The sequence below is a fragment of the Kiloniella litopenaei genome, assembly GCF_000982415.1.
Taxonomy (GTDB): Bacteria; Pseudomonadota; Alphaproteobacteria; order Kiloniellales; family Kiloniellaceae; genus Kiloniella; species Kiloniella litopenaei.
The window spans coordinates 17,970-39,816 of record NZ_LANI01000029.1; the positions used below are offsets into that span (position 1 = coordinate 17,970).

Consider the following 21,847-nt stretch of genomic DNA (forward strand, 5'->3'; position numbering starts at 1 on the left):
GATGGACTGTACGACAGAAACAAAAACATTCATGACCAATGATATCTCTACCCCCGCAGTCGTAATTGATATGATGATTGCACAAAGGAACATCGAGAAGCTGCAAGCTCATTGTGACCAGCATAACATTCCGTTACGCCCGCACATCAAAACACACAAACTACCATGTATGGCCAAACGCCAAATTCAAGCCGGGGCAATTGGCATCACCTGTCAAAAAATAGGTGAAGCCGAAGTCATGGCCCAAGCAGGCATAGAAGACATACTGATCACCTATAACATCCTCGGCCAGCATAAACTTGATCGTCTGGTGAGACTGTCAACAAAATGCAGGTTGTCCGTTGTTGCTGATAACGCCCATGTCGTTGATGGTCTGGCCAAGACCTTCGCCAAGGCCGAACGGCCGCTAGAAGTTTTGATCGAATGTGACACTGGTGCAAAGCGATGCGGCGTACAGTCTGCCGAAGAAGCCCTTGTACTCGGCCGTTTAATTCATAATGCAAGTGGGCTTTCACTTGGAGGTTTGATGACCTACCCGCCAATGGGAGATCAAGCTCTTGTAAATAACTGGCTTGAAAAGGCCCGAAATCTGTTAATTTCCAAGGGACTTCCTTGTCCGAAAATAAGCAATGGCGGCACCCCAAACATGAGCCGCGCCCAAGACGTTACTATCGCAACAGAACATCGCTCAGGCACCTACATCTATAATGACAGATCCCTAATTGAAGCTGGTCTGTGTCGCATTGAAGATTGCGCACTATCCGTCAAAGCAACCATTGTCAGCAAACCGACAAAGGATCGTGCCGTCATTGATGCGGGGTCAAAAATGCTAACATCCGACCTTTTGGGCATGGAAGGATTCGGTCTAATCAAAGAAGCCCCAGATGCAAAAATTACCAGCCTAAGCGAAGAACACGGCATTCTGGATCTCAGCAATACCAATTGGTCACCCAAAGTCGGCGATCAAATTCATATCATTCCCAACCACGTTTGCGTCGTATCAAACATGGTGGATTATGTTTATTTGGTAGAACCCGATAAAACAATCAAAGCACCAGTTCTCGCACGTGGCTTAGTGACTTAAACCAAATAAAACAACCAGCCTCTTACCATACGCTACGAATCAGTACCGACAGAAAGGTACTATGTATTGACACCCCGAAAACTTTAGCATACCAAATATAGATATCGAGGTTCTTTCGAAATCCATTCGAAAGCTAAGAGGGAATTCGGTGAGCGATACAATCGCAATCCCGAAGCTGCCCCCGCAACTGTAAGCAGTTAGCAACTGTCGCGTATGCCACTGATGTCATTTTTACATTGGGAAGGCGGACACAAGCATTGATCTGCAAGCCAGGAGACCTGCCCCGATAAAAGTCAATTCCGCGGGCGGGGTGCTCCGATGGTGTTGCAGGCAGCATGAACCATCCTTTCATGTTCTCCGCAAATCATTTGGCCCTGTCCACTCATAGACAAAAAGGGTCAATTTATGTCTCTCATAGAAGCAAACGCATTACCGGGTGAGGTAATTCCAGACACCCCTGACAATACTCTGACAACTTCAGGCCTTACAACTTTAGGCACAGACTACAAAGTAATACGCCGCAACGGAACGGTTTCCCCCTTTGAACCAGAAAAGATAACATCGGCTATTACCAAGGCCTTTATCGCAACGGAGGGGTCAAATGCCGCGGCTTCCCCTCGTGTTCATGAAACGATTTACGCACTTTCAAAAGAAATCACCAAGTCCCTCACACGCCGGGGCATATCCGGACGCACCTTTCACATTGAAGACATTCAAGATCAGGTAGAACTGGCATTAATGCGCGGAGGCCATCAGAAAATCGCACGGGCGTATGTTCTTTACCGGGAAGAACGCAACAAAAGCCGCCAAGCTGAAACCAGCGTCCAACCTGTGGCAAGGCAACAAATCAAAATCACCCAAGAAGATGGAACAGAGATCGACCTGGACCAAGGGCGTCTGGAGACCATCATTACTGAAGCTTGCGCAGGGTTGGAGAACACGTCAAAAGAGAAAATTTTATCTGAAACCGAGCGCAATATTTATGATGGCATCAGCTCCGCAGAACTAGCACTCGCACCAATACTCGCAGCAAGAACCCTAATCGAAACAGAACCCGATTACAGCTATGTTTCAGCAAGACTTTTGCTGGATAAACTTAGAACAGAAGTTCTGTCATTCATATTTGAACAAAATCAAACCGCAACCCAGGACGAAGTTGCCGTAATTTACCCTGATTATTTTCAGGCTTATGTGAAGAAGGGTATAGAAGCAGAACTGTTGGACCCCGAGCTGGGTCGATATGACCTAAAGCGTTTGGCCGGTGCAATTAAGCCGGAACGGGACACACTCTTTCAGTATCTGGGGCTGCAAACACTCTACGATCGCTATTTTCTTCATCTCAATGAAAATCGAATAGAGCTACCACAAGCGTTTTTTATGCGTGTTGCAATGGGCCTAGCCCTTCGCGAGACGGACCGGGAAGAAAAAACTATCGAGTTTTACAATCTTCTATCTTCTTTTGATTTCATGTGTTCAACACCGACACTCTTTAATTCAGGGACACGTCACCCCCAACTATCATCATGCTTCTTAACAACTGTCCCTGATGATCTGGGATCCATCTTCAAATCAATAAAAGACAATGCATTATTGGCAAAATATTCTGGGGGTCTGGGAAATGACTGGACACCGGTACGTGGCCTCGGGGCCCATATCAAAGGGACCAATGGTGAAAGCCAGGGTGTTGTTCCTTTTTTAAAGGTTGCTAATGATACCGCCATTGCTGTGAACCAGGGTGGAAAACGCAAAGGAGCAGTTTGCGCCTATCTGGAAACGTGGCACCTTGATATCGAAGAATTCCTGGACTTAAGAAAAAATACCGGGGATGACCGACGCAGAACCCATGATATGAATACCGCAAACTGGGTTCCTGATCTTTTTATGCAACGTGTCAAAGAAGACGCTGCATGGACACTCTTTTCCCCTGACGAAACCCCGGACCTGCACAATCTCTATGGCCGGGATTTTCAGCAAGCCTATGAAAATTACGAAACCAAGGCAAAAAACGGGGACTTGAGAACACATAAAAAAGTTCGTGCGCTCGATCTTTGGCGGCGCATGTTAACCATGCTGTTCGAAACCGGACACCCCTGGATCACTTTCAAGGATCCTTGCAACATAAGATCGCCACAAAACCATGTCGGCGTTGTGCATTCATCGAATCTTTGTACAGAAATCACACTTAATACCTCTAGCGAAGAGGTCGCAGTTTGTAATTTGGGGTCTATAAATCTTGCAGCTCACACAAACAGTTCTGGCATAGACCATGACAAGCTGGAAAGAACAACAAAGACCGCAATGCGTATGCTCGACAACGTTATCGACATCAACTTTTACACGATTCCCGAAGCCCGCAAGTCAAACCTGAGGCACCGTCCGGTTGGTCTTGGCTTAATGGGTTTTCAGGATGCATTGCAAAAACAGCGAATTCCCTATTGCTCGGAAGCAGCAATAACCTTCGCAGACGAAAGTATGGAAGCAATATCCTTTCACACAATAACAGCATCAACCGATCTTGCAGAGGAAAGAGGAAGCTATACCAGCTTTAAAGGATCTTTGTGGTCAAAAGGTATCTTGCCCATAGATTCCATGGCGCTTTTAAAAGAGCAGCGAAACAATCTTGATTACGACGCCAGTAGCAAACTTGATTGGAACAAACTGAGAAAACGCGTCAAGAAAGTAGGAATGCGCAATTCAAATACAATGGCAATTGCCCCTACAGCGACCATTTCAAACATCTGTGGCGTTTCACAGTCAATTGAACCCGCTTATCAGAATCTCTTTGTTAAATCCAACATGTCCGGCGAATTTACCGTCGTAAATGCCGCATTGGTCAATGACCTTAAAAGCATCGACTTGTGGGACGATGTCATGATTTCTGATCTGAAATACTATGATGGCAGTATCGGGGAAATCGACCGCATCCCTCAAGACATTAAAGCTTTGTATGCAACTGCTTTTGAGATTGATTCCAGCTTCTTGATCGAAGCCGCAGCACGAAGGCAAAAATGGATTGATCAGGCGCAATCCTTAAATCTGTATCTGGCAAACCCCAGCGGCAAAGCGCTTGATTCCCTATACCAGCTTGCGTGGGAGCGTGGGTTAAAGACCACCTATTACCTACGGTCAAAGTCAGCAACTCATGTTGAAAAATCAACACTTAAAGGCACTGACGGCAAACTGAATGCTGTTGCGACAAATATGGTTGCTCCAATAAGTGGGCCTCAGATTTGTTCAATCGATGATCCAGAATGCGAAGCCTGCCAATAGCTCCCTCCACCAAATTCATTTAACAGGAATATCGACATGCTTGATTGGTCCGAACCAACAACCAAATCAAATGCGCAACAGCCCCTTTCCCCCACACCATCGCCTGTCGCTGATGCAAGTGGCTTGGGAGATATTGATCGAGGCGCCGCACGTGTCTCGGTTGATGACAAGTCAATGATTAATGCCCGTGCAGATGTAAACCAACTATTACCGATGAAATATCACTGGGCATGGGAAAAGTATCTCGCTGGCTGCAACAACCACTGGATGCCAACCGAAGTATCAATGCAGGCCGACATTGCGCTGTGGAAATCCCAAGACGGCTTAACCCCGGATGAGCGCAAGATGCTAAAAAGAAACCTTGGTTTTTTTGCAGCATCTGAATCGCTGGTTGCCAACAATATCGTTCTGGCAATTTACCGCCACCTGACCAATCCCGAATGCCGTCAGTATCTATTACGACAGGCTTTTGAGGAAGCAGTTCACACGCATACATTTCAGTATATCGTCGAAAGCCTTGGCCTTGAAGAAGGTGAGCTTTTTAATATGTACCGCGAAGTACCATCCATCACCGACAAAGCCGCATGGGCATTGAAGTATACCCAGAGTCTTGATGACCCAAATTTCAAGACAGGAACTCCCGAAGCGGATCAGGCATTCCTGAGAGATCTAATCGCTTTTTATGTCGTATTTGAAGGAATGTGGTTCTACACAGGATTTGCACAAATCCTGTCTTTGGGACGTCGCAATAAAATGGTCGGTATTGCCGAGCAATATCAATACATTCTTCGCGATGAAAGCATTCATCTAAACTTCGGCATTGATGTTATTAATCAAATCAAGGCCGAAAACCCGCATCTTTGGACAACGGAATTCCAGCAGGAAGTAAAGGGGATGTTAAAAGAAGCAGCCGAAATCGAGGCCGCTTATGGCAGGGATACGATGCCCAAGGGATTGTTGGGCCTCAACGCTCATCTCTGCGAGCAATACATGCACTTTATCGCCAACCGCAGATGCGGACAACTTGGCCTGGAACAGGTTTATCCGACAACAGAAAACCCTTTCCCCTGGATGTCAGAAACCATGGACCTGAAAAAGGAAAAAAACTTCTTTGAAACCAGAGTTATCGAATACCAGAATGGTGGTGCATTAAGCTGGGATTAATCTGTCCCCCTAATCAAAGCTTGCCATAATCCGTTATGGGGATTCAAGAAATCCCCATAACTTCTGGCAGCTGCGCCAACTCAAAACCTGCCTGTTCAAGCCGTTCCTTGACCCGACGGGCAATAGCAACCGCCTCGGCAGTATCCCCATGAACGCAAACACTGTGGATCGGGGTGTCTATTCGTTTGCCAGATGGCGTTATTATTTTACCTTCCTCGACAAAAGAGAGGATCTGATCTGCAGACTGTTCGGGGTCATGTATTACAGCGTGTGGTTCTGACCTTGGGGTCAGGTTTCCGTTTTCGTCATAGGTTCTATCGGCAAAGATTTCACCAGCTGTTGGCAAGCCAAGCTCAAGACCTGCTTTGCACAGGCACGATCCCGCAGTCGCCAACATAATAAGAGATGGATCGACTGCGGCAATCCCACGGGCAATGGCCAATGACATCTCCATATCAACCGCAGCCATATTGTTCAGCGCACCATGAGGCTTCACGTGTGTGACTTTCGTACCCTGGCTCTTGGCGACGGCCATCAGGGCACCAATTTGATACACCATCATGGCCTCTAGTTCCGGAAGTGGAAGGTGCATTTTACGACGCCCAAAGCCCTGCAAATCCGGGAAAGCGGGATGAGCACCGACACTGACACCTTTATCTTTGGCTGCACGCGTAACATCAGACATGACCAAGGGATCACCAGCATGATACCCACAGGCGATATTGGCAGACCCGATAATATCCAGCATCGCGGCATCATTGCCGATGGAATACATGCCAAAGCCTTCGCCCATATCCGCATTCAGGTTAATTTTTTCCATGTACAACTCCCTCTAAATGGCCGGGGAAATGCCCGGACATGCTGGCGTCAACCACACCACCAATCAAATTCACTTCGTACAGGGCTTTCAAATCCATAACCCCTTCGCCAAAATAATCCTGAATTGATGCAATCGCCCGATCCAGATCAATATTCTGTTGTTTCCGCGCGGCCTGAGCTTCTTCAAGAGAGACAAACCGAAACCTGATTTCATTCCCCGGCACCAATTGCCCCAAAAGGGGAAGATCGGATGTAATCACAGCACCAATTTTTGGATACCCACCAATTGTCTGACAATCCACAAACAAGATAATTGGCTGTCCACTTCCCGGTACCTGTATAGCGCCGGGAACAATACCATCAGAAATAAGATCGCTACCCTTTTCAGGTAACGGTGTTATCTCGTCACCTTCCAGACGGATGCCCATGCGATCAACATCAGAACTGACCTTGTAATCCTGATCAGAAAATTTAGAGATCATATCATCGGAAAAATAATCATCCTGTGGCCCCGCCATGACGCGAATTACATCTGTTACCGTTGAAAGTGGCGCAGATACAATCTTCTCCAATCCATCTCTTGGCTGGGTTGTTCTGACTTTGATAGAATCTCCGGCTTGTAACGGCAAACCGTTCACTCCCCCAAGTTTCGCCCGTGCATAGGTCGAACTACTCGCAAGTACCGGAGTTAAATCAAATCCTCCTTCGACGGTTAAATATCCTGTCGCACCATTTTTCAGGGGATCGATAGACAAAATATCTCCATCATCCAACGTCACTGACTGCCAAGGCTTTATTGCAATCGTGTCACTACCAGAAGCCAGCTTGTGTTCGGCCGTAACATCACCCGCAAGCCCTAATCGTATACGCCCCCCCACGGCCATTACCTTTGGGCCCAAAAAGCGGAATTCAAGAGCAGTTTCAAAAGCAGAATTACCAACCAACGCATTTCCCACCTGCAATGACAATGCATCCGCAGCACCGCTTCTTGGAACGCCAAAGCCGGCAAATCCTTTGCGACCTTCGTCCTGAAGGGAAGACAAAATACCCGGGGAGAGAATCTTTAGAACAACTAACATTAGCTCTCTTCCCCATTTGTCAAAAAGCTTTGCGGTGAAATACGACCCGCAGATAAATCAGCCGTAACGTCGTCATACTCTTCTGCTGAAATTGGTCTGAATTTCACAGACCCACCCGGCGAAAGCAGGCTTGGTTGCGCCCAAGCGCTATCAAAAAACGGAACCGGGCACCGCGCGATCAGATGCCATCCGCCAGGGCTTTCCCATGGGTAAACAGCCGTCTGTTCGTTTGCGATACCAACAGACCCCGCAGGAACCCTTATCCTTGGGCTTGTCCTTCTTGGAAACTGTAATCGTGGGTCAATTTCCCCCATAAAGGCAAAGCCAGGTAAAAAGCCAATTAGGAAAATATCATAGATAGCTGAACTATGTATGCTGACAACATCTTCTACGGAAAGCCCGCTTCGCCGGGCAACATCGGATAAATCAGGTGCCAGATCCCCCTCATAACAAGCAGGCAAAACCCAAAGTGATTTATGCCCCCCTTCGTTATTCAAGGGCTTCTTGGCTAATACACTGATACTTTCAACAACATCACTATAGTTCGCAACATCCGGATTCAAACACACCGTCAGGGAACGGCTGGCCGAAATAATATCGAACACCCCAGACAGACGGCCTTCGTCAATTTCCTGTTCGATACAGCTTCTCAGCGCACGGACTGACCGCGCACCGATAGCTCCCTTCAACTTGGGAAATTCAATCGTAAAGGCACTGTCGCCTAATGTAAGGACTCGGATATCCAAAATTAGCTCTCTTTAATTTTTTCGTTATTGAACTACAGCATTAGATACACATCAACTATAAATCGTTATTGTTTTATTGACTTTTTGTCAACATAACGTCATCGTTAATTCATGCGTTAATGATGACACAGGTATTTTTGGCTCATTCATCACGCTGTATTGCTCAGCTCTTTCTGAAAATCGCAGATAGAATTGGGCCAAAAAGAACGTTTAAGGCCCTGAAAAGAAAACAACATCAAGGCTAATCCACAGAAAACCCCTGGGAGGTTTTAAAAAATGAAACTCTTACGTAACTTCACCGCTGGTGTTGCTGCCCTTGCTATGGGCGGAATAGCCACCGCTTCTGCTGATACCTGGGATATGCCAACCCCATACCCGGACAAAACATTTCACACCGCCAACATCATTGAGTTTGCCAAAGACGTCGAAACAGCCACAAGCGGTGACTTGAAGATTAAAATTCATTCTGCTGGCTCGCTTTTCAAACACCCGGAAATTAAAAATGCCGTCCGCAGTGGTCAGGTACCTATTGGCGAATTCTTCCTGTCCCGCCTATCGAACGAGCATGCCGCTTTTGGTGCAGACTCACTTCCTTTCCTTGCAACGAATTATGACGATGCAGGAAAATTATGGGCCGCACAAAAACCTGTCATTAGCGCACTACTGGACAAACAGGGTCTAATGCCACTGTTCTCTGTTCCATGGCCCCCACAAGGGCTTTATACGAAAAAAGAAATCAAAACCGTTGACGATCTCAAAGGTCTGAAGTTCAGAGCTTACAATGCGACACTGGAAAAATTCGCCCAGCTAACAGGCGCAGCACCAACGCAGGTAGAAGTTCCAGACATTCCACAAGCCTATGCAACAGGCCGTGTCGAGGCGATGATAACATCCCCGTCTACTGGCGCGAACAGCAAAGCCTGGGATTTCGTTTCTCACTACACACACATTCAAGCATGGGTGCCAAAAAACATTGTTGTGATCAACAAAAAATACTGGCGCAAACTTGATGAAGCAACCCAGCAAGCTGTTCTTGCTGCGGCTGAAAAAGCAGAAAAGCGCGGTTGGGCAATGAGCCAGGAAGAAACCGCGGCAAAAATCAAAATCATGCAAGACAATGGCGTAACAATTGTAAATCCGCCTGCGGCTGAATTGATGACTGGCTTGAAAAAAGTTGGTGAAGATATGCTTTCTGACTGGAAAGAATCTGCCGGTGACGAAGGATCCGAAATCCTGACCTCTTACGGCAAATAAATTCCCTGTTGGGCGGTTCATTTCACACATATAGTGTCATGAATCGCCCCTTTTTATATGGACCCAGCCAGAATGAATTGCCCAAAGGCCTATTCATTACCGAGGGGATGTGCGCGACCATGAGACAGATACTCAATAAAATTTATACGACAAGCGGTTGGACAGCGGCCTTTTTTCTTGTGGCCATTTGTCTGACAGTTATGGCACAGGTGGTTTTGAATCTGCTCGACCGGCTCAGCAGCCTGATCACAGGTGAAGCAATTGGATTAACCATCCCTTCATATGCCGATTTCACAGGCTTCTTTCTCGCTGGCGCCTCATTCCTCGCCTTGGCCTACACACTAAGAGACGGCAGCCACATCAGGGTCTCACTGGTCTTACAGCATCTTTCTCCGAAGCTCCGCCATTTTGTTGAAATCTGGTGCTTGGGTATTGCCGCAGCTATGGCCCTTTATTTCACAACCTATACCGGCTTCCTGGTGCACGAATCATACATCTATAACGACCTGTCCCCTGGCATGATCGCCATTCCGATCTGGATCCCCATGATGCCTGTGCTTATCGGGTTAACCGTCCTCTCCATCGCCTTGATTGATGAACTTGTTTGCGTCCTGTCGGGCGGGGATCCAAGTTACGAAGGCAAGGGTGAAAATTTACTAGAACAAGATCACGCCGATCTGCACGCGGAATAAGAAGGGCAAAACAATGTCAGAAATTTATTTAACCCTTCTTCTTATACTCACCCTATTCGCCCTATTAGGATCGGGTGTCTGGGTTGCTTTCTCTCTTTTTGGTGTTGGCATTTTTGGCATGACACTTTTTACCGACGCACCTGTTGGTGATGTTCTGGCGACAACGGTTTGGGGCGCGAGCAATCACTGGGCGCTTGCCGCTTTGCCGCTCTTTATCTGGATGGGGGAAATACTCTTCCGATCCCGCTTATCCGAAGATATGTTCAGCGGCCTTTCCCCCTGGATGGGGAAAGTGCCGGGCAAACTTCTACACGTTAACATCTTTGGCTGTGCAATCTTCGCAGCTGTCTCCGGATCGTCCGCCGCAACAGCTGCAACCATCGGCAAGATGTCAATCCCCGAACTTTCAAAGCGAAAATACCCCGAAAGCATGATGATCGGCACCTTGGCCGGATCAGCAACCCTTGGCTTGCTTATCCCCCCATCCATCATCCTGATTGTCTATGGCGTCGCTACGGAACAGTCCATCGCCCGTCTTTTCATTGCTGGCGTTCTGCCCGGCTTGCTTCTTGTTGGTCTTTTTGTTGGTTTTGTCATTATTTGGGCAGTGATGAACAAAGATATTTTGCCAGATGTAATCGAAGAAATTTCACTGCGCGAAAAGCTTAAACGCGCCAAAAGCCTCTTGCCTGTCATCATTTTGATCAGTGGCGTTATTGGCTCAATCTACACCGGGATTGCTTCACCAACAGACGCCGCAGCGGTCGGTGTTGTTCTGGCACTTCTCTTGTCATGGTTTACAGGTGACCTGAACAAAACCTCCTTTTTCCAGGGCCTGATGGGTGCAACAAAAACATCTTGTATGATTGCCTTTATTCTGGCCGGCGCAGCCTTTTTAACTGTGGCCATGGGCTTTACCGGAATTCCCAAACTATTGGCTGAATGGATTGGCGGCCTGGAACTAAGCCCCTACGCCCTTCTAGCTGCTTTAACCGTGTTCTTTGTCGTGCTTGGCTGCTTTCTCGATGGCATTAGTGTCGTGGTCTTAACCACATCAGTCATCATGCCCATGGTTGAACAGGCCGGAATTGATCCGCTCTGGTTCGGTATATATATCGTGATTGTGGTTGAAATGTCGCAAATCACACCACCTGTCGGATTTAACCTCTTTGTTCTACAGGCACTCACGGGCCGAAATATACTGGCCGTTGCAAAAGCAGCATTGCCCTTCTTTGGCCTGCTGGTTCTCGCTTTGGCTATTATTATTGCCGTACCGGAAATCGTAACCTATCTTCCCAACAATATGTAGGCAGGTTTAAACACCATCCACGAGATAATCCTATTACAGATCAAAAGGTTCCAGTATGTCTGACACACCCAAAACCCCGCGCCACATCGTTTCATCGGAACACCTGGCCAGTGATCAGGGTTGGCAAATGAGTGAACTGGAATACGGGTTGATCATTGCGTTCAACGGCTTTTCCCGCTGGATGGTTCGCTGTATGAATGCTGCAGGGCATCAAGATTTTAATCCTCTTGATGTCCTTGTCCTTCACAATGTGAACCACAGAAACAGAGAAAAACGACTGAACGATATCTGTTTCGTCCTTAACGTTGAAGATCCTCACACAGTGAACTATTCCCTCAAAAAATTGATAAAAGGCAAACTGGTCAAAGGCACAAAAAAAGGGAAAGAGATTTTCTATTCAACAACAAAGGAAGGCGCAGAAGCCTGTTCTGAATACAGGAAGATTCGCGAACTTTGTCTTATCGACCCCGCCGTTGCAACAGATACCCGATTTGACGAAGTCGCTCATACCGCACAAATTCTGCGCAGTATCTCTGGCCTTTACGATCAGGCATCAAGAGCCGCAGCGTCTCTCTAACGCCATCTTTGACCGCCAACAAGGCCCCAAAGAGTAAACAGGCAATTCCATCGCAGGCTTATAAAATTTGCGAAATGATCCCACTTGTTCTAACGTAAATAAATAACAAGAATACGAAAACAGGCGTATTCAATGGAACAAAGTTCCACATAAAAAGAAAAAGGGATTAGTGAAGCCATAAAATAATGGCGCACTAGAAACGTCAGGAAAAGAGCAAACACACAGAAAACAACTAGATATTTTCTTGTGAATTGCTCTTGGGGCAACGAACATGGGATCAACAAGTCACCACGCTACACATGTGGAAAATACTCTAGAGACAAATGGGGCTGCACAAACTGCAATCGCGGCATCATGGCGTCGTTCCAAGATGCTACACCGCCTCTCCCCCGATCAAAAGCGTCCGCCCGAGCGAATAACGGCCAGCGAACTGAAACACGCCAAAGAAAAGTTAGGCCCCCTGATACATACAGCTGAAACCAGTCTGGACAATCTCTATCTTGCGGTCGGGAATGCAGGTTGCTGTGTTGTTCTGGCCGATGCAAGCGGCATTGCTGTTGATCGCCGAGGGGCCGTCAGCGACGATAAGACTTATGACGACTGGGGACTTTGCACGGGGGCTTTATGGAGCGAGGAAAGTGAAGGCACCAATGGTATTGGCACCTGTATCGTCGAAAAAAGGGCATTAACAATTCACAAAGACCAACATTTTCACAGTAAAAATATTAACCTATCCTGTAGTGCTGCGCCAATCTTCGATCACGAAGGCCACCTACTTGCCGCTATTGATGTTTCTTCCAGCCGCGCGGACCTGACCCCTGATTTTGCTCGCATCATTTCCCTTTCGGTAATTAATGCTGCCAGACAAATTGAATCAGAATACTTTCGCCAAACCTATCATGACGCAGACATTGTACTCGCCACCCCGCCCATAGGGACCCCAGAAACTACCGCCAATTTACAGACCTCTTTGTTGGCTGTTGATCAGGACGGCATTGTCATAGGAGCATCACGAGGGGCTCGGCGTATCTACGGGCTTAAAAACGGCCCCTTAAAGGAACCCATTTTGCTTGCTGATTTACAGGGCAAAAAGGTTAATCACGCCAAGGAATATGAGTTGGCAGAACGCCGGGTTATTCTACAGGCATTGGCACACACGGGCGGCAACATATCAGCCGCGGCCAGTGCGATGGGCATAAGCCGCGCGACGTTACATCGAAAAATCAAGTTTATGAAACTGGCGATCTAAATAGATCCCCCACCTTCTGTCATTCCATCATGCGAGACGGATTGAATAAGAGGTCCCGAAGTCAAGCTCAATCAATTTTAGACCCTACACCCTATGCAGATCTAACGGGTACATCGTATTTTTTTAAGAGCCTCCGAAACTGGTGATAACTCAACGACAAAGCTTGGGCTGCGTCAGTTTGGTTAAACTGATACCTTTCAAGCGTTTGAATTAAAATTTTACGTTCAAAGCCGGAAACAGCCTTGGTAAAGTCATCAACAACCGCCCCCTCACCCTCTGGATTATCGTCCGTTTTCTTCTTGGTCGCGCCAAAGCGCCAAGGACTATCAAAAGGATCTATATAGATCTCATCAATCGCAGTTTCAGAAGCTGGTAGCCTGCAAATGGTACGTTCAACAGCGTTCTTTAGCTCTCTGACATTCCCCGGCCAGGCATAATCGACAAGTTGTTTTCGTGCCCGTTCAGAAAAACCCGGGAAAATATCCCTCCCCACTTCCCGTGTGACTTCCAGTGCAAAGTGATGAGCCAGCGTCAGAATATCTCGTGGTCTCACCCGCAAAGGCGGTAACGTCAAAACATCAAAAGCCAAACGATCCAACAAATCAGCCCGAAATTTCCCTTCTGCAGCGAGTGTTGGCAAATCAACGTTTGCAGCCCCAATAACGCGCACATCCACATGTAACGTTTCACTACCGCCAACGCGCTCAAACTCTCCATATTCGATAACACGAAGAACCTTTTCCTGAACCGCACTGGATGCTGTCGCAATTTCATCGAGAATCAATGTCCCGCCATCCGCACGTTCAAACCGCCCGACATGTGTCCTTTGTGCGCCCGTAAAAGCACCGCGTTCATGCCCAAATAACTCACTTTCCAACAGGCTATCGGTTAAAGCAGCACAGTTGATTTTGACCAAGGGGCCATCCCAGCGTCGGGATAGATAATGAAGACGGGACGTAAAAAGCTCTTTGCCTGTTCCTCGTTCTCCAACCACAAGACACGGCTTATCGATCAAGGCAAGCTGTGAAGCCTTTTCAACCACATCCAGAAAATGTGGATCTTCCCCGATAATATTGACAAGAACATCCATAATATTAGCTAAATTAGTTATCTATTTTCGCTAATAAATATCGATTTAATCAAGATAATTTTCAAGTTTATTTTTTAAGCTATTGTTTTTAATGAATATTTAGAGTTGGCACACCTCATGCAATCTATCGAAGTATTCTTACTCCTCGAAAGGAAAACGTTATGAGTATCTTTTCCCGTCTGACCGACATTGTTAATTCCAACATCAATTCCCTGTTGGACCGTGCGGAAGAACCGGAAAAAATGGCCCGCCTTATGATTCAGGAAATGGAAGACACCTTAATCGAGGTTCGTTCATCTTCTGTAAAGGCAATTGCCGACAAAAAAGACATAGAGAAAAAGCTCGCAGCACTTGAAACTTCCAAAGCTGAATGGGCAAGCAAAGCTGAATTCGCCCTTTCAAAAGGCCGTGACGATCTTGCCAAAGGCGCTCTTTTGGCGAAAAGGAAGATTGAGGAACAAGCTGACGCCCTTCAAGCTGAACTTGGCTATATTGAAGAAAGCCTTGCAAAGTCTAATGACGACCTTTCAAAGCTTCAGGCAAAACTGGACGAAGCAAAGGCCAAGAAGAAGTCCATGGAAATCCGTTTAAACACAGCCGAAAAAAGGGTAAAACTGCGTAAGACAACTTACGACGGTCGTGTAGATGATGCGCTGGCGCGTTACGACAACCTAGAGCGCAAAATCACAGAACTTGATGCAGAGGCGGATTCATACGACCTTGGTCGCACTAAAACACTGAACGATGAGTTCTCTGAGCTGGAAGCAGAATCAGAAATCGCCGACGAACTGGCGGCATTGAAGGCAAAAATGTCAAAGTCCAAGAAATAATGCCCCTAGCCTGCAACGGTCCAGAGCGGCCGGGATTTAGAGCAAACAGATTTTGAACTGAGAAAGAAATTAAAACAATGAGCTTCGCTGTAGCTTTCTTCGTCCCCCTGGTGGTGTTCCTGTCTATTGTCGCCCCGCTCTGGATCATTTTCCATTACATAACAAAGTGGAAAACCATGAAAAAACAAGATCTGGGAAATGGTATGGTTGCTGTCCCCAAAGACGAGCTTCTAAAAATGCGTGATGTTGCCAGAAAACTGGCTGATCGCGTCGCCACACTTGAAAAGGTGCTTGAACAGGATTGATCCACAACCCTTTTCATCCACGCACCAGCAATTCATTACAATAGACGAAGTGACCAGAAGAGAACGGGATTATTCAAATGCACAACCATAGACAAAAACCGGGCTGTCACAGTTACCAGGCCCACCATCACCAAGGGGCGATCAAACGCGTTACCCGCGCATTAGCAGACCGTTTTGGCGTCCCACGCAAGCTTGTTCTAGCCGCCTTTATTATCGGTCTCTTCATTAACTTTGTTTTGACGCTAATCGTTTTTTTTCTCTCCCTCTACTGGGTAAATAACCCTGGCCGGCTAGAGGGAAAATTCAACAAGATGGCAGACAAGACAAGACACTGGATGAGCGGGGCAAACTCAAGCAGAACCCGAACACAGTATGCCTATGCAGGGACACACAAAACACCTCCCCCCTCTGACAGTGAGGTAGATTTGGATTTTTCCGAACTTTGCAGAGAATTTGAAGATTTGGAACGGCGGACAGCAGACATGGAAAAACATGTTTCTTCCGAAGAGTACAAACTCAATAAAGAGTTTCAAAAGATGAAAAAGGACAATGATGGATAACGCTCATCATTCGACCGCCTGATCATAACTTCGATCAACACTCCAAAAAAAGCAGAAAGCAACCTGTAAATCATAGGGTGCTTTCTGCTTTTTCATCTTTATTTGTCTGGCTTGACTTAAGAATAGTTCCACTTCAATTCCAGATCTTCTCTCCAGGCGAATTTCTCCAGATGTATGGAAATAATACCTTCTATTTTCCCTAACCGTGGTCTGTCATCCGCGTGGCAAACAAAAGACAATGTCTTTTCGTCAGCCGTCATCAGACAATTACCAAAGCCAAAATCAACATCGCCTTTTTCGGGTGTGTATTGAACAGAAACTTTATGGGCAAAATGCTTACAAAGTTGTTGTAAATATTTCGATGCATGATCGGTCTGTACCGATGCTTTCATTGTCATTGGCAATACGTGTATCTCCTGATTTATCTGGATAATTTAACACCTTGGGCTGCTTGGTTGCGGGCTGCTTGGTTGCGGACTGCTTGGTTTTTCACAGTCTTCTTTGGTGTTAATCCGTGCTATAAAATGAAATCTGTTATCTCTATCGACCGGGATGTGCCCAATAAACACCATTCAACGGGACGGGCTGAAAACGATCAAAATATGTGCGTAAGGTTTCTTCCGGGTTCAAAGATTTGAAACTCTGGGGGTGTAACCATTTTGCGATTACCTGAACCGCGACGACATTCATCGGGCTATTATAGAAATGATGCCAGATAGCATAAGCCCTTCCCTGCTTAACCGCTTTCAACTCTCTTAACTCCGGACGCGAAAGTGCCGCCTGCAAACTTTCCTCCGCATTGCCCTTTAGCGTACGAGCCCCCAGCTGAATAAACTGCGGGAAACGTTCCTCCGTTTCCACCGATCCAATCGCTGTGCCGATGTATACATCCGGCTCATTCAACAATAGATATTCCCGACTAACAGAGCCATGAGTACCGGGGATCATATCCCCAAAGGCATTACGCCCCCCCGCAGCAGTAATAAATCGCCCCATCATACGCGCCCCGATTGCCTCGCAACAATCTGCCGCTAATCCAACCCGGGATTCCATAAACACCGTTGGCCCCGAACTTTTTTCAGGCAGCACTGACGTCACCCGGTTGAGTTGTTCGCGGTAAAAGGACAGAAATTCGTCTGCTTCTTTTTTGCGCCCCAACAACTCACCAAGAATTTCTATACTTCTGGGCGTGTTGACCAAAGGATCAATTCTAAAATCCAGAATAACAACGGGAACGCCAGCCGCTTCCAATGTCGCGAGAAGCTGCTTATCATTGTCATTCGGCCCGTGACCGCTTGAAAGCCCAAAAATCGCAACATCCGGGGAAACTGACAGAGCTTGTTCCAAGCTAAATGACGACGCATTACTGGCCCCAATTCTCGGGATATCGTCAAGGGCGGGATAACGATGTCGATACTGTTCATAGGACGCAGGATCATATTTTTCAAACTCGCCCATCATCCCAACAACACGTTGTGTTGGATCATCGCGATCCAAAATAGCCAAACTCGGTAAATAGCGTCCCTCGCCCAAAATCAACTTCTTCACGGGAACGCTCACTTCTACCGACCGCCCCGCAAGATCAGTTATCGTAACTGTCTGCTCTGCATTTGCCTGTCCAAAAAACAAACACCCAACCCAAAGGGCGATGGCAATTTTTCTACACACATTCATTGGAACTAAAACTCATACTTTGCAGCAAGAAGGAATGTACGCCCCGGTTCGCTATAGGGCGTGTACCGAGAACTGTCATACCCAACATTCGCCCGATCAACGTAATCTTTATCAAACAGGTTTTTCACATCTACGCGCAGGGATAAACCATCGATATCTTCGGGATACCATTCCGCATAAAGCCCCGCGACAAAATAACTATCCAATGCATTGCCACCGTTTTTCTTGGTATCATCATTTTCCAAAGCACCTTCGCCTGTTGCACCGGCACGCAATCCAAGATCAGGCCAGGAATATCCAGCTTCAACGCCATAGGTATCCCCCATTAGAATCCCTTGATAGGCCAAGGTACTAACCGGCACATCCCCGTCAACACGGACCCTTGTTTTCGAATAGGTGCCGCGCACAAAACCATCACCAAAACTGTATTTTGCCGAAGCATTTATCCCCTTGCTGACGACATCGTGCTGAGTACCACGATTACTGTTGGAAACATCATGAGAATCATCAATCTTGGTGTAGAAAACATTACCATCAAAGGTGAAATCACCCTCTTCAATCACAAATCCAGCTTTGTAATTAAAGGAACGTGACGGTGCCAGATCGTCATAGTTCCACCGCACGCCAAAGGCACTCCAGTAATTCTGAACCCCGATTTCGGTCATGGGCACACCGCCCCATGCAGTACCAGCCCCGGCATAGCCCATCAACCAGGGGGTCACATCATACTCACCACTAAAGTTTCCACTAAGGCCCGCATTATCCAGGGTCGTTCCCTCATTTCCCTCTAGGTGGTTATAATCAAAACGCCCGCCAAAAGAGACCCGCGCTTCGTCGCTCAGCGATAACCTTGCCTGGGTAAAGACACCAATGTCATAAACTTCCTCTTTATAGTTGGCATCATTTTCGCGCCCGCCTTTTCCCCAATCGATATAGAAGTCAGCGCCAGAGGTAATCTTGCCCAAGCCAACCGTGAAAGTATTAGAAGCCTTGCCATTTATTGTGGTGATATCAGACACAATACCTTCGCCAATCGGCGTGTTTTTGATATCCGCAAAAAGAGAAGTGTCTGTATAGCTAATGCTAAAACGCGGATCCCAAAGATCGGTCGGGGTTTCGTCGCCAATAGAGAGAGTCACGGACTTTCGTTCGTAATCTACACGCTGTGGAACATCAGACGGATTGCTGGAACCACCAAAGTTTGGGCGTACGGGGCGAATACCATCATCTTTGGTAAAGTCACCTGTAAGCTTGATACGATACCCGTTGTCAGCACTATACCCTAACTTAAAAAGACCGCTTTGCATTTCCGGTTTGGTTCCGGGGACTTCGTGCCCTTTACCATCTGAATAGTTATCACCACCATCGTTTGAGCCATACAACAGAACATCAAAATTGTTATATTGTGCCGCCAGAGCTACATTTTCGGAAAATCCACCTGTGTTGCTGTTAAAGGTTAGCTTTCCATATCCGCCAAAGGTTTCATCAAAATCCAGAAAATCACGCCCGTCTTTTGTCTCGTAAGAAATAGAACCACCGAGCGCTTCCGGTCCAGCATCCGCAGGAGCAACCCCGGTTTCAACCTTCACGGCCTTGAGCAATTCAGGATCAATAATTGCGGTTCCAATGTGATGAAACGTTTTTGTCACCTGTCGGGCTCCATCAACGTCAACAGCAAGCTTTGTATCTTCAATACCGTTCACATATACCTTTTGCCCAATTGCAATCGGCGAACTAACGGCAACGCCCGGCTCCTGGCGGAATACATCTTTAATATCCTGTGGATTGATCCGCTCCAACGCCTCTTGCCCCAACTGAACACCCCCGGTTAGAACATCGGCCTTACCATCGACATACACGGGATCAAGAACGATATCCTGTTCGTGAGTAACGGTCTCTGTTTCAATTGGCATCGGGTCTTTTTCAACCTCTTGCGCCCATGCACCCAATGGCAAAGCAGTTAGCGCAACGCTCCCCAACAAAAGACCTTTTAGCTTTCTCTGACTAAAAGCAAAAAAACATTCATAAACAAGTCCAGGGCATGTTCGCATAGCAACCTCAGCAATCAAAAATCTTTACTAATTGAGAATGCTTCTTATTATTACTTGTTCTTTTTAAACACCAGACTGAATGCTTTTGCAAAAACGTTTCTTTCATTTGCAACAAACGCTTTTGCATAAATCCTTTTCGCGCGGAGTATCCTATGCCTTCCTCTGAAACAGCTGATTACATCAAGCGCAAGAACCTGACTTATGAAAATCAGATAAAAGAAACCACCCTGTTGCAAATGGCCGCGCCGACCACCGCCACTTCCCCCCGCCAAGACAAGACCCCTATAAATGACAGAACGATCCTAAAAGGAAATATAAGCAACAACCGGTATTCTTCTTCTCTGCAGGTTCATGCGACTGATACAATTGAAGTACATAATCACCATGCTGAAGCTATGGTTGGGCCAAGCCTGAAAATATGTCTGATCACGCATGGACGCATAGAGGGCACATTGGGAGACGCCTCTTATTGCCTGGACGCAAACAACGGCCCCAAAGGATATATATGGGCCCTTTCACAGCCCACCCTGTGGACACGACAGATGCGCAAAGGAACAAAGGTCAGCAAAGTTATTATTTCCGCAGATTTCAACTGGATTGAAACTTACATAGATCAGGATATTGAAAGCTCATCTCGCATCCAGGAATTTCTTCATGGAAAACTTGATATCAGAAAGTGGAAACCGTCAAAGCGGGCCATTGCCCTTGCCGGTAAGCTGATCACGCCACAGACATCATCGCCAATTATTAAAAAGCTACAGGCAGAAAGCCACGCGTTAGAAATTTTGGCCGAAGCGCTAAAAAGCATTCTTTCTTCGCAATCAATATCATCAGACGTTAAAGAAGATACCCCACAAGAACACAAAGCCCGAATTGTCAGAGAGTATATAGAAGACAATGTCCATGAAGGTCTGAACCTGGACACAATTTCAACCGTACTCGCCATGAGCAAAAGCTCTTTGCAAAAATCTTTCAAGATCGCGTATGGCATGACGGTCATGGACTATGTGCGGGAACGCCGCCTTGTAACAGCCAGGGATGCGATTGAGCAGGACAATATCACCATTTCACAAGCAGCTTTTTTGGCCGGTTACAACAGTGCTGCAAACTTTTCTACCGCCTTTAAAAGGGTGTTTGGCTTTTCCCCATCAGATTTAACTACTGAATAATAACAAGCCATCCCCAGAAGTCAGCATCACAGGTATCTCAGGACCTTTGATCCAAAGCTTGTCCAAGTGCAACCACAAGCGAAAGAGCCAATGTCATGGTTGCCGACAAGGATCGAAACGCATGCACTTCGACTTCCTCGACTTCTAGACAAACATCGGAATGTTGTGACAAAGGACTTAGAACTCCGTCAGTGATTGAAGCAACTGGAATCCCCTTTTCCTTTGTTTCCTTAACAAGCTGGACAACATCAGACGCATAGCTTTTAAAACTAATTGCCAACAAGGCATCCCCTTTGCGCATAGAGCGCGCCTGTTCCAGAAACATCCCCCCATTGCCATCGATCAAAATGCAACGCTTGTCCAAATGAGCAAACGCATACGCCAAATAACTTGCAATCGGGAAAGATCGGCGCTGAGCAGATAGATATATAATGTCTGCCTTTGCCAATATATTTACAATCTGTTCCAGTTTGTCCGGGCTGATCACATCCCGTAGATTATTCAAGGCTGCAACACCGCCATCAATGAAATCATCCAACACAATACTGGATGCATTGGGTTGATGGGTACTATCCCTGCCCAAAGACCGAATTCGTTCTTTATAGTTTGAACCATTGTCGACCAAATGAGATCGAAAAACCTTTTGCATCTCACTAAAGCCAGTAAACCCAAAAGCCTTGGCAAAACGAATAAGACTAGACGGCTGAACATTTGCGCGATCAGCAATAGCAGAAACAGTTTCCAGCGCCATATCATTGGGATTATCCAGCGCATATTCGGCAATCTGCTTTAGACGTTTGCTCAGATCATCATGGCGGGAAGCCAATTCAATTCTTAACGCTTCATAGGTACTGGGCGCTGTCATCAAGGAACCTTTCATTTTTTATTCTTCATAACAGACTTACACACAAATGGAATATAAATT

Annotated in this window: 20 protein-coding genes and 1 riboswitch; of the genes, 12 read left to right on the plus strand and 8 right to left on the minus strand. The window is 46.7% G+C overall.

What is annotated here, in order from left to right:
• Position 1 precedes the first annotated feature (1 nt).
• The 3 genes from WH95_RS17385 (at position 2) to WH95_RS17395 (ending at position 5,518) form a co-directional block, all read left to right on the plus strand.
• Positions 2-1,084, plus strand: coding sequence for a D-TA family PLP-dependent enzyme (locus WH95_RS17385; RefSeq protein WP_245622992.1), 1,083 nt, complete (start codon positions 2-4; stop codon positions 1,082-1,084).
• A 90-nt stretch (positions 1,085-1,174) separates the two neighbouring features.
• Positions 1,175-1,384, plus strand: a riboswitch (cobalamin riboswitch).
• Between the two features lie 105 nt (positions 1,385-1,489).
• Entirely contained in the window at positions 1,490-4,354 is a 2,865-nt protein-coding gene (locus tag WH95_RS17390) for a ribonucleoside-diphosphate reductase subunit alpha (RefSeq protein ID WP_082114219.1), read from the plus strand.
• A 36-nt stretch (positions 4,355-4,390) separates the two neighbouring features.
• Complete coding sequence (locus WH95_RS17395) at positions 4,391-5,518, plus strand: ribonucleotide-diphosphate reductase subunit beta (RefSeq protein ID WP_046509622.1); 1,128 nt, start codon at positions 4,391-4,393, stop codon at positions 5,516-5,518.
• Positions 5,519-5,561: 43 nt separating this feature from the next.
• Here the strand turns inward: WH95_RS17395 and WH95_RS17400 are convergent, their stop codons facing one another.
• From WH95_RS17400 to pxpB, 3 genes are read right to left on the minus strand one after another with little or no spacing between them, the layout of a single operon-like run.
• Positions 5,562-6,338: a LamB/YcsF family protein gene (locus tag WH95_RS17400; RefSeq protein WP_046509623.1), complete on the minus strand. Its 777-nt coding sequence runs from the start codon at positions 6,336-6,338 to the stop codon at positions 5,562-5,564.
• Positions 6,325-7,416, minus strand: a complete 1,092-nt coding sequence (locus WH95_RS17405) for a 5-oxoprolinase subunit C family protein (RefSeq protein ID WP_046509624.1) — start codon at positions 7,414-7,416, stop codon at positions 6,325-6,327. The genes WH95_RS17400 and WH95_RS17405 overlap by 14 nt, the downstream gene beginning before the upstream one ends.
• Positions 7,416-8,162: a 5-oxoprolinase subunit PxpB gene (gene pxpB, locus WH95_RS17410; RefSeq protein ID WP_046509625.1), complete on the minus strand. Its 747-nt coding sequence runs from the start codon at positions 8,160-8,162 to the stop codon at positions 7,416-7,418. Before pxpB ends, WH95_RS17405 begins: the two co-directional genes overlap by 1 nt.
• A gap of 276 nt (positions 8,163-8,438) precedes the next feature.
• On the opposite strand from pxpB, the gene WH95_RS17415 reads away from it, so the two are divergent.
• The 5 genes from WH95_RS17415 to WH95_RS17435 all read left to right on the plus strand — a co-directional run bounded on the left by WH95_RS17415 (position 8,439) and on the right by WH95_RS17435 (position 13,243).
• Positions 8,439-9,416 carry a TRAP transporter substrate-binding protein gene (locus tag WH95_RS17415; protein ID WP_046509626.1) on the plus strand — a complete coding sequence of 326 codons (978 nt, stop codon included), beginning with the start codon at positions 8,439-8,441 and terminating at the stop codon, positions 9,414-9,416.
• 119 nt (positions 9,417-9,535) lie between these two features.
• The gene (locus tag WH95_RS17420; RefSeq protein WP_046509627.1) at positions 9,536-10,108 is read left to right on the plus strand and encodes a TRAP transporter small permease; all 573 of its coding nucleotides are present in this window, start codon (positions 9,536-9,538) and stop codon (positions 10,106-10,108) included.
• A gap of 13 nt (positions 10,109-10,121) precedes the next feature.
• Positions 10,122-11,417, plus strand: a complete 1,296-nt coding sequence (locus WH95_RS17425; RefSeq protein ID WP_046509628.1) for a TRAP transporter large permease — start codon at positions 10,122-10,124, stop codon at positions 11,415-11,417.
• Positions 11,418-11,472: 55 nt separating this feature from the next.
• Positions 11,473-11,994 carry a winged helix DNA-binding protein gene (locus tag WH95_RS17430; RefSeq protein WP_046509629.1) on the plus strand — a complete coding sequence of 174 codons (522 nt, stop codon included), beginning with the start codon at positions 11,473-11,475 and terminating at the stop codon, positions 11,992-11,994.
• Between the two features lie 271 nt (positions 11,995-12,265).
• Positions 12,266-13,243 (plus strand): helix-turn-helix domain-containing protein, encoded by a 978-nt coding sequence (locus tag WH95_RS17435; RefSeq protein WP_046509630.1) that lies wholly within the window; start codon positions 12,266-12,268, stop codon positions 13,241-13,243.
• Positions 13,244-13,334: 91 nt separating this feature from the next.
• Here WH95_RS17435 and pspF read toward each other — a convergent pair whose 3' ends face one another.
• Entirely contained in the window at positions 13,335-14,333 is a 999-nt protein-coding gene (pspF, locus tag WH95_RS17440) for a phage shock protein operon transcriptional activator (protein WP_046509631.1), read from the minus strand.
• Positions 14,334-14,494: 161 nt separating this feature from the next.
• Here pspF and pspA point away from each other — a divergent pair, with 161 nt between their 5' ends.
• The 3 genes from pspA (at position 14,495) to WH95_RS17455 (ending at position 16,028) form a co-directional block, all read left to right on the plus strand.
• Entirely contained in the window at positions 14,495-15,163 is a 669-nt protein-coding gene (pspA, locus tag WH95_RS17445) for a phage shock protein PspA (RefSeq protein WP_046509632.1), read from the plus strand.
• A gap of 77 nt (positions 15,164-15,240) precedes the next feature.
• Entirely contained in the window at positions 15,241-15,468 is a 228-nt protein-coding gene (locus tag WH95_RS17450; protein ID WP_046509633.1) for a hypothetical protein, read from the plus strand.
• A gap of 77 nt (positions 15,469-15,545) precedes the next feature.
• Positions 15,546-16,028, plus strand: a complete 483-nt coding sequence (locus WH95_RS17455) for a hypothetical protein (RefSeq protein ID WP_046509634.1) — start codon at positions 15,546-15,548, stop codon at positions 16,026-16,028.
• Positions 16,029-16,144: 116 nt separating this feature from the next.
• Here the strand turns inward: WH95_RS17455 and WH95_RS17460 are convergent, their stop codons facing one another.
• The 3 genes from WH95_RS17460 to WH95_RS17470 form a co-directional block, all read right to left on the minus strand.
• Positions 16,145-16,426 (minus strand): DUF2218 domain-containing protein, encoded by a 282-nt coding sequence (locus tag WH95_RS17460; protein ID WP_046509635.1) that lies wholly within the window; start codon positions 16,424-16,426, stop codon positions 16,145-16,147.
• A 142-nt stretch (positions 16,427-16,568) separates the two neighbouring features.
• A complete protein-coding gene (locus WH95_RS17465; protein WP_046509636.1) occupies positions 16,569-17,702 on the minus strand; it encodes an ABC transporter substrate-binding protein in 1,134 nt (377 codons plus the stop codon).
• Between the two features lie 5 nt (positions 17,703-17,707).
• Complete coding sequence (locus WH95_RS17470) at positions 17,708-19,753, minus strand: TonB-dependent receptor domain-containing protein (protein ID WP_052742121.1); 2,046 nt, start codon at positions 19,751-19,753, stop codon at positions 17,708-17,710.
• 152 nt (positions 19,754-19,905) lie between these two features.
• Here WH95_RS17470 and WH95_RS17475 point away from each other — a divergent pair, with 152 nt between their 5' ends.
• The gene (locus tag WH95_RS17475; protein WP_052742122.1) at positions 19,906-20,922 is read left to right on the plus strand and encodes a helix-turn-helix domain-containing protein; all 1,017 of its coding nucleotides are present in this window, start codon (positions 19,906-19,908) and stop codon (positions 20,920-20,922) included.
• A gap of 37 nt (positions 20,923-20,959) precedes the next feature.
• Here the strand turns inward: WH95_RS17475 and WH95_RS17480 are convergent, their stop codons facing one another.
• Positions 20,960-21,787, minus strand: a complete 828-nt coding sequence (locus tag WH95_RS17480; RefSeq protein ID WP_046509668.1) for a MurR/RpiR family transcriptional regulator — start codon at positions 21,785-21,787, stop codon at positions 20,960-20,962.
• Between the last annotated feature and the right edge of the window lie 60 nt (positions 21,788-21,847).

Coding starts and splice junctions, on each gene's coding strand:
- WH95_RS17385 (WP_245622992.1), top strand. CDS start 2: ATGGACTGTACGACAGAAACAAAAACATTCATGACCAATGATATCTCT.
- WH95_RS17425 (WP_046509628.1), top strand. CDS start 10,122: ATGTCAGAAATTTATTTAACCCTTCTTCTTATACTCACCCTATTCGCC.
- WH95_RS17415 (WP_046509626.1), top strand. CDS start 8,439: ATGAAACTCTTACGTAACTTCACCGCTGGTGTTGCTGCCCTTGCTATG.
- WH95_RS17475 (WP_052742122.1), top strand. CDS start 19,906: ATGCCTTCCTCTGAAACAGCTGATTACATCAAGCGCAAGAACCTGACT.
- WH95_RS17405 (WP_046509624.1), bottom strand. CDS start 7,416: ATGTTAGTTGTTCTAAAGATTCTCTCCCCGGGTATTTTGTCTTCCCTT.
- WH95_RS17395 (WP_046509622.1), top strand. CDS start 4,391: ATGCTTGATTGGTCCGAACCAACAACCAAATCAAATGCGCAACAGCCC.
- pspA (WP_046509632.1), top strand. CDS start 14,495: ATGAGTATCTTTTCCCGTCTGACCGACATTGTTAATTCCAACATCAAT.
- WH95_RS17400 (WP_046509623.1), bottom strand. CDS start 6,338: ATGGAAAAAATTAACCTGAATGCGGATATGGGCGAAGGCTTTGGCATG.
- WH95_RS17390 (WP_082114219.1), top strand. CDS start 1,490: ATGTCTCTCATAGAAGCAAACGCATTACCGGGTGAGGTAATTCCAGAC.
- pspF (WP_046509631.1), bottom strand. CDS start 14,333: ATGGATGTTCTTGTCAATATTATCGGGGAAGATCCACATTTTCTGGAT.
- WH95_RS17435 (WP_046509630.1), top strand. CDS start 12,266: ATGGGATCAACAAGTCACCACGCTACACATGTGGAAAATACTCTAGAG.
- WH95_RS17470 (WP_052742121.1), bottom strand. CDS start 19,753: ATGCGAACATGCCCTGGACTTGTTTATGAATGTTTTTTTGCTTTTAGT.
- WH95_RS17430 (WP_046509629.1), top strand. CDS start 11,473: ATGTCTGACACACCCAAAACCCCGCGCCACATCGTTTCATCGGAACAC.
- WH95_RS17450 (WP_046509633.1), top strand. CDS start 15,241: ATGAGCTTCGCTGTAGCTTTCTTCGTCCCCCTGGTGGTGTTCCTGTCT.
- WH95_RS17460 (WP_046509635.1), bottom strand. CDS start 16,426: ATGACAATGAAAGCATCGGTACAGACCGATCATGCATCGAAATATTTA.
- WH95_RS17420 (WP_046509627.1), top strand. CDS start 9,536: ATGAGACAGATACTCAATAAAATTTATACGACAAGCGGTTGGACAGCG.
- WH95_RS17465 (WP_046509636.1), bottom strand. CDS start 17,702: ATGAATGTGTGTAGAAAAATTGCCATCGCCCTTTGGGTTGGGTGTTTG.
- WH95_RS17480 (WP_046509668.1), bottom strand. CDS start 21,787: ATGACAGCGCCCAGTACCTATGAAGCGTTAAGAATTGAATTGGCTTCC.
- WH95_RS17455 (WP_046509634.1), top strand. CDS start 15,546: ATGCACAACCATAGACAAAAACCGGGCTGTCACAGTTACCAGGCCCAC.